Origin of the sequence: Acinetobacter lwoffii (assembly GCF_024129685.1) — a bacterium.
GTDB lineage: Bacteria > Pseudomonadota > Gammaproteobacteria > Pseudomonadales > Moraxellaceae > Acinetobacter > Acinetobacter lwoffii_X.
Map to the genome: position 1 here is coordinate 21,697 of NZ_JAMXXL010000033.1, position 6,000 is coordinate 27,696.

The 6,000-nt window shown below is 37.7% G+C and carries 4 protein-coding genes and 1 pseudogene; 3 read left to right on the plus strand and 2 right to left on the minus strand.

From position 1 onward, the window contains the following. Positions 1 to 918: 918 nt before the first annotated feature. Positions 919 to 1,113 (minus strand): hypothetical protein, encoded by a 195-nt coding sequence (locus tag NI464_RS13390; protein WP_044111243.1) that lies wholly within the window; start codon positions 1,111 to 1,113, stop codon positions 919 to 921. A 502-nt stretch (positions 1,114 to 1,615) separates the two neighbouring features. On the opposite strand from NI464_RS13390, the gene sbmA reads away from it, so the two are divergent. The 3 genes and pseudogenes from sbmA (at position 1,616) to NI464_RS13405 (ending at position 5,433) form a co-directional block, all read left to right on the plus strand. Then, positions 1,616 to 2,809, plus strand: a complete 1,194-nt coding sequence (gene sbmA, locus NI464_RS13395; protein WP_004279349.1) for a peptide antibiotic transporter SbmA — start codon at positions 1,616 to 1,618, stop codon at positions 2,807 to 2,809. Between the two features lie 688 nt (positions 2,810 to 3,497). Then, the gene (locus NI464_RS13400; RefSeq protein WP_253139021.1) at positions 3,498 to 4,478 is read left to right on the plus strand and encodes a hypothetical protein; all 981 of its coding nucleotides are present in this window, start codon (positions 3,498 to 3,500) and stop codon (positions 4,476 to 4,478) included. A gap of 465 nt (positions 4,479 to 4,943) precedes the next feature. After that, positions 4,944 to 5,433: pseudogene (locus NI464_RS13405) on the plus strand (hypothetical protein). Positions 5,434 to 5,452: 19 nt separating this feature from the next. On the opposite strand, the gene NI464_RS13410 reads toward NI464_RS13405, so the two are convergent. Then, positions 5,453 to 5,674, minus strand: coding sequence for a hypothetical protein (locus NI464_RS13410; protein ID WP_253139023.1), 222 nt, complete (start codon positions 5,672 to 5,674; stop codon positions 5,453 to 5,455). Positions 5,675 to 6,000: the final 326 nt, after the last annotated feature.

A 6,000-nucleotide genomic window follows, 5' to 3' on the forward strand; every position in this document is an offset into this window, starting at 1 on the left:
TACTTTGTAAGATTTAGAAATATTTTGGTAGAAATCCAGTATTGTTAATAAATTTTAAAAATAAATTATGAGGATTTTATATTTTAAGATTCTCTTGGATTGATTGTTTTTCAGGATTTTACATAATAAGATTTATTATTTAATCTTTATTTTTGAATATGTATTTTTTAATTAATTTTTTAGAATATAGTATTTATTATTAATTTATTTTTTTATTTTTAAATATATGAGGGAGATGTAATTTTGAGATCTTTTTAAATAGAATAATCTAAATAAATTTATAAATCAGGTATATATAATTAAAATATTTAACTTAAGTTTATGAAAATTAATAATTTTTAAAATTGGCTAAGCTGTCTTAAAAGAAAAAATACTAATATTGGCTAGAGGGAAATTTCGTATTATCAAATTTTCTTGGGACCAATTGCAGAGCTATACAATTTAAACAGCCTCTTAATTTAGCATCTCAGATTATTTTTTAATTCTTATTGATAAATTTTATCAGAGGATAAAAAATCGGAGAAAGACGAACGCCAGTTCTATGACTAAACTCTGAAAATAACTTGAATATTCTTTTTTTGAATCGAAGCGTAGGTGTTAGATGAAGTTGAGCTAAACAGAGAAGAGATGTAAAGGTGTCAGTGCAAGGACAGAGCAGATACAAAAGACGGAAAAACAGATCATCAGTGATCTTACATAGGCCAAACAATTAAGTGATGTTTCAATTAAAAAGAATTTTTCGCTCAAATGCATATGAGCCAATTTAAAATCAGTAAATGATGACAGAAGAGGCAAGAAATAATTTTTTGAAAAAATAATAAAAGAGCAATCAAAGTGGAGAAAAGCTAAGGGTCGTATCATACAAGTTAAAAAACCAAACTCAGATACAACCCGTTTATTTGCATGAGAGAAAAATACTCAGATTTCTCGCCACACTTCATTTTTGTCTTTTAAAGGAATGGTAAAGTTAAAGTCATCATCATTACTGACCAGAAGACTGGTTGGAGTCTGCATGACCACTTTCAAAACAGTACCTGCTTCAAAACTAATAGGGGCGCAGTTTTCTTTTTCTAGAGTCACCGGTTTAAGTAATTCAATTACCGAACTTTCCATAGTTTTTTCCAAAATAAGATTACTTTTCGATAATTAAATCATAGCATAATTTTCGAAAATTTAACCGTTTCTTCAAAAACTGAGAACTTGATCAATGACTTATTCAAATAGGAGAAGTACTCTAGTTTGATAAAAGATACTCAGGAGACGTGCAGTATGCCTGATGTTCATCCTGTTCTTGCAATGCTCGCAAGTATGAATTTCTTTTACATAAACCCGACAGATAACAGGCATAAAAAAGTCTATCAAAATAACGAAAGGTCAAAAACATGATGATTTTTCTGTTTTTTGGTATCGCTCTACTGAATGATAAAAATCGAGAATATAAGGAAAATCATAACGCAGAGCTGAATGATAAAAATAAGTTTCTAGAGACTTGATATCCTTCTATCCTTTTTTACACTAAATTGAAAATTAATGCTTTATAACAGTAAAAATCTAAAATAAGAATAAACTAGGCGTCATTTGGATGACCAAGAGACATAAGGAGAACTGGGTCGGTATGTTTAAGTCATTTTTCCCGCAACCCGTCTGGTTTTTTAGCAGCCTGATTTTATGGTTTATCATTAATCTTGTGCTTTGGCATAGTGGCGGATCAGGATGGGGAACCTATCTGGGTTTTCCTGAAAATTATTTTGATGAAAAGCTTACAATCGGTATCGGGCGTTTCTGGTCAGCTCAATTCATCTGGTTTTATCTCTGGTATTTCATGGCAACTACGATATTTGCGCTGTTCTGGCAATGGAAAGCCGGACACCGATGGCAGCGCTGGTCGGTCTGGGGCTCGGCATTTATTCTGTTTAATATCTGGTTCGGGGTACAGGTCAATGTCGTATTAAATGAATGGTATAGCCCGTTTTATGATCAGATTCAACAAATGCTCACGAAGGGTGGTGGGGATGTTTCATTGCTGTATCAAGGCGCATTAACCTTTATTTATATTGCGATGGTTTATGTCACTTTAGCGGTATTTAACCTGTTTTTTGTCAGTCATTATGTCTTCCGCTGGCGTACCGCGATGAATGATTATTACACCGCACATTGGGAGCAGTTACGTCATATTGAAGGTGCATCACAACGTATCCAGGAAGATACCATGCGCTTTGCCAAAACCACGGAGCAGTTAAGTGTTTCCTTGATCGAAGCGCTGATGTTGCTGATGGCATTCCTGCCGATCTTATATCAGCTCTCTAGTCATGTGAAAGTTTTACCGATTGTAGGGGAAATACCGCATGCTTTAATGTGGGCCTCGATCGGCTGGGCGGTATTGGGTACGGTCATTTTAATGGTCGTGGGAATGAAATTGCCCGGACTGGAGTTCAATAACCAGAAAGTTGAGGCAGCCTATCGTAAAGAGCTGGTCTATGGCGAAGACTATGCTGATCGCGCACATCCGCTGACATTACAAGAACTGTTTAGCCGGGTACGCTGGAATTATTTCCGGTTGTATTTTCACTATGCTTATTTCAACATGGTTCGGATCTGGTACTTGCAGTTAGACAATATTTACGGATTATTTATTCTGTTTCCAAGTATTGCAGCAGGGGCAATTACTCTTGGTTTGATGATGCAAATCCTGAATGTATTTGGCAAAGTGCGGGAATCTTTCCAGTATCTGATTCTGTCTTGGCCGACGATTATTGAACTGATGTCGATCTATAAACGCTTAAAAGCATTTGAATCACATATTGATTAATTTTTTCTCATATTATTATCCTGCTTTATCAGCCAAACAGTTTTAGGTTTGGCTTTTTTTAGGGCGAGTTAATTTACAAAATCCAATGGAAAATATCGATCTGACCGTTGGTCAGATGACTTGGGTAAATCGTGTCAGAACCTCCCAATATTGGGGTATTCAGATATTTTTTTCTTGTCTAAAATCCTAAGGGCCAGCCAAGATGGCGTTTAATTTCCGATGGTTTGACGTATAAAAATAACAAATGTACGTTGAGGAAATTATTCTTATGCTGATCTTGTTCAGGCAATGTTATAGCGGATAAAAGGTAAATTTATTACCCATTATAATAAAGGTCTGTAGCGTTCCCTGAATAAGCCGCCGGAGAAGGACTCACCGCTTTCTTCGGTTTTTTATGTGTTTTTTCTATCTTTTTCTTGAGTCCTGAATGGAATTGTTTATTATTTGAACTGATTTAAAAATGATACTTGTGTCAATTTTTATCACATGAAGCTTGGCATAATCAGCAAAGTTGAGGCTGATATGTGCCTTTTTACCATTTAAATATTATAGTTATCAATATCTTGTGTTTGTTGTTTTGTGCTATTTAAGCTATGTTATACGGGATTTTGGGGTTGAGATATTTGCTGTGAAGCTAAAAGTAATAATTCTAATAATAGGGGCAGCAGCTTTAGCTGGATGTAATAGCGTGAACCGGTTGAAATCAGAGGTGTTACATCCTTTTGCCAGTCCGGAAGAACTAATTGCCAAACGGGCTTTGAATCAACGTGATGGTAGTGCAAAAGATTATATTTATCTTTGGGGACAAGCCCAGAAAAATAATACGACTCAGGCCATGTATCCGCGTTCGATACTGACGCAATATTGTCATGAACAGGGCGGTAAATTTTCACTGCTGTATAAAAGTAATTTTAGTGCCGTGGCAGATGTTGCCCAACGCAAACGCCTGAGTGCCAATCGGGGTGTTGTACAAGGTAGTGGTGCCTATCAGTGTCGTATGGATGACCTGACTGAAAGCTGGATTGTCTCGATTGAGCCAACTTCTGAACGACAAATTGATAAATCTAGCCAGACGCGTAGTGTTCGACTACTCACCCAGGTCATGAGCCCATCTCAAGCAAAAAACTTTTATCGTCCAACTAAAGCCAGGGTTGCTGTGGAGAAAACCACCCCTGCATCGATAAAAACCAAGACTCCTCCTAAGACTCCTGCCGCAAAGACGACCAATGAACTGAAGGAATCAGCACGTAAAGAGCTGGAGAGGAAAGAATTAGAGCGAAAGGAATTAGAAAGAAAAGAGTTAGAGAAAAAAGAAGCAGAGAAGAAGCAGCTAGCAGCGGCATCAGCTCGAGCTGCAATAGCAGAAACACCGCAACAACATCAGATGAAGATTTATGTGGCAGCGCGACGTGATATTAATAGTGGCAAGAATCTGAATAATGCCTGTAACAACGCCCAGCGTGCCTATAACTACGGCAAATTGCAGGGCACTGAGGGAACACGTGTCTATACTGAATCAGGGATGTTGGTTGCACGCTGTCTGAACAGTATTCCGGTCTATGCCAGCCGTTTCCCGAATGCTAAAGCTCAATCCAAGCGGATTTTGCAGAATTTGGCCAATAATTATAATCATGCCGGAGCCAAGAATCTTTTGAGGCAGTTAAAATAAGCGCGGGATCAAAAGACTTAATCCAAAATCCGTATGATCCTTTTGACGATCGAGAAGATAGGCGCAAAAATCTGCTCGATCCGACGGGAGAGAACAGAAGAAAGCCCGCTTGGTTTAGTGGGGAGATCACGTGATCCGAGAATCTCCTTCCGCGATGTTGGATGGATGAATAAAAATACGATCAAAACGAAAAAAAGACAAGTCCCCACAGTATGATGCTGTGAAATATGTTGGTATTCATAATTATAAGTTTTTATTTTTATTGTTTTAGTCTAAATCATAGCGCTAAGTTTGACTGATCAATATCCTGACCTGATGAATAGCAATATGGACATCAGAATGACCATCCAAGTGTTGTAAATCTGGGTCAGTTTTTACAGAGTTCTATCAGTTTATTGCCCTGTTCCATGCTACAACTAACTGGTTTCATATCATTGGCTGGACATCGAAGAACAGGAAATTATGATGGCACATAAATCTTTTACAAAGCTTCGTACGTTTTTAATAAGTGCAACATTATTAATGTGTAACTCAGGTGACATTGGCTGGTCCGACAGTCAACCAGCTCAGTGACTGTTTGATGAAATCCACCACAGTCACGGATAAAACTACCGTCTTGCAATGGACCTTTGTGGCTTTAGGTAATCATCCGGACTTAAAGGCTTTTAGCAATGTGACCGCGAGTCAAAAGGAAGCATTAGACAAGAATCTGGCGACGGTGTTGCAGCGCATTTTAGTGGAGCAATGTTCAGCACAGACCAAGGCGGTGATTCAGGCTGAAGGTTTGCAAGCGGTTGGAGATAGTTTTCAGGAACTTGGACGGATTACCGGTGAGGAAATTTTAGAAAATCCTGAAGTGAAAAGTCAGCTTAAAGGTGTGCTGCGTTATATCGATTTGAATCGTGTTGCACAGACTTTTTTAACCCCAGATTTGTTGAATAAGTTGGGACTATAAGGCGATAAGTCATGAGGCTTTATTTGAAGATGCCTGCAATCAGTTTAATTAGCCAGTAAATGGGAATAAAAATAAGTTCTAGCCCATCTGCCCAATCCGATCCTCTTTGGCGTTTGAAGGTATTGCCTTTAGGCTCTGTGATCTTTTTTCGCCATTTGGGATAGATGAGCATGATGACGATCACAAGCACGAATATGCCTATGGAAACTTGAATGATGGTGAGTAATAGTTCAGGTGTCATTTTTGTTTTTCTATTAGTTAGTTTTTTGATTTTATAGCATAAAAGTAATCCTCTCCCTAACCCTCTCCTTTAATAAAGGAGAGGGAACCACGCGTATCCAATTAATCACATGACAAAGTCTCCCTTTTCTAAAGGGAAATTTAGAGGGATTAGGGAAGCTGGATACGTCCTAAGTCTTCAAGTTTGGTGATGGAGGATACTTTTTTGATGGTCATGTTGTTTTTGGTGTGAAGTATGATCCTAGCCAAGATACTGGACAATCGGTCCCTCTAAAGATAGTTTAATTTTAATCTTTGGAGATGTAAAAATGGCTAAACGCTTTAGTC

Excerpts from the sequence above, each read along its gene's own strand:
- sbmA (WP_004279349.1), top strand. The coding sequence starts at position 1,616 with ATGTTTAAGTCATTTTTCCCGCAACCCGTCTGGTTTTTTAGCAGCCTG.
- NI464_RS13390 (WP_044111243.1), bottom strand. The coding sequence starts at position 1,113 with ATGGAAAGTTCGGTAATTGAATTACTTAAACCGGTGACTCTAGAAAAA.
- NI464_RS13410 (WP_253139023.1), bottom strand. The coding sequence starts at position 5,674 with ATGACACCTGAACTATTACTCACCATCATTCAAGTTTCCATAGGCATA.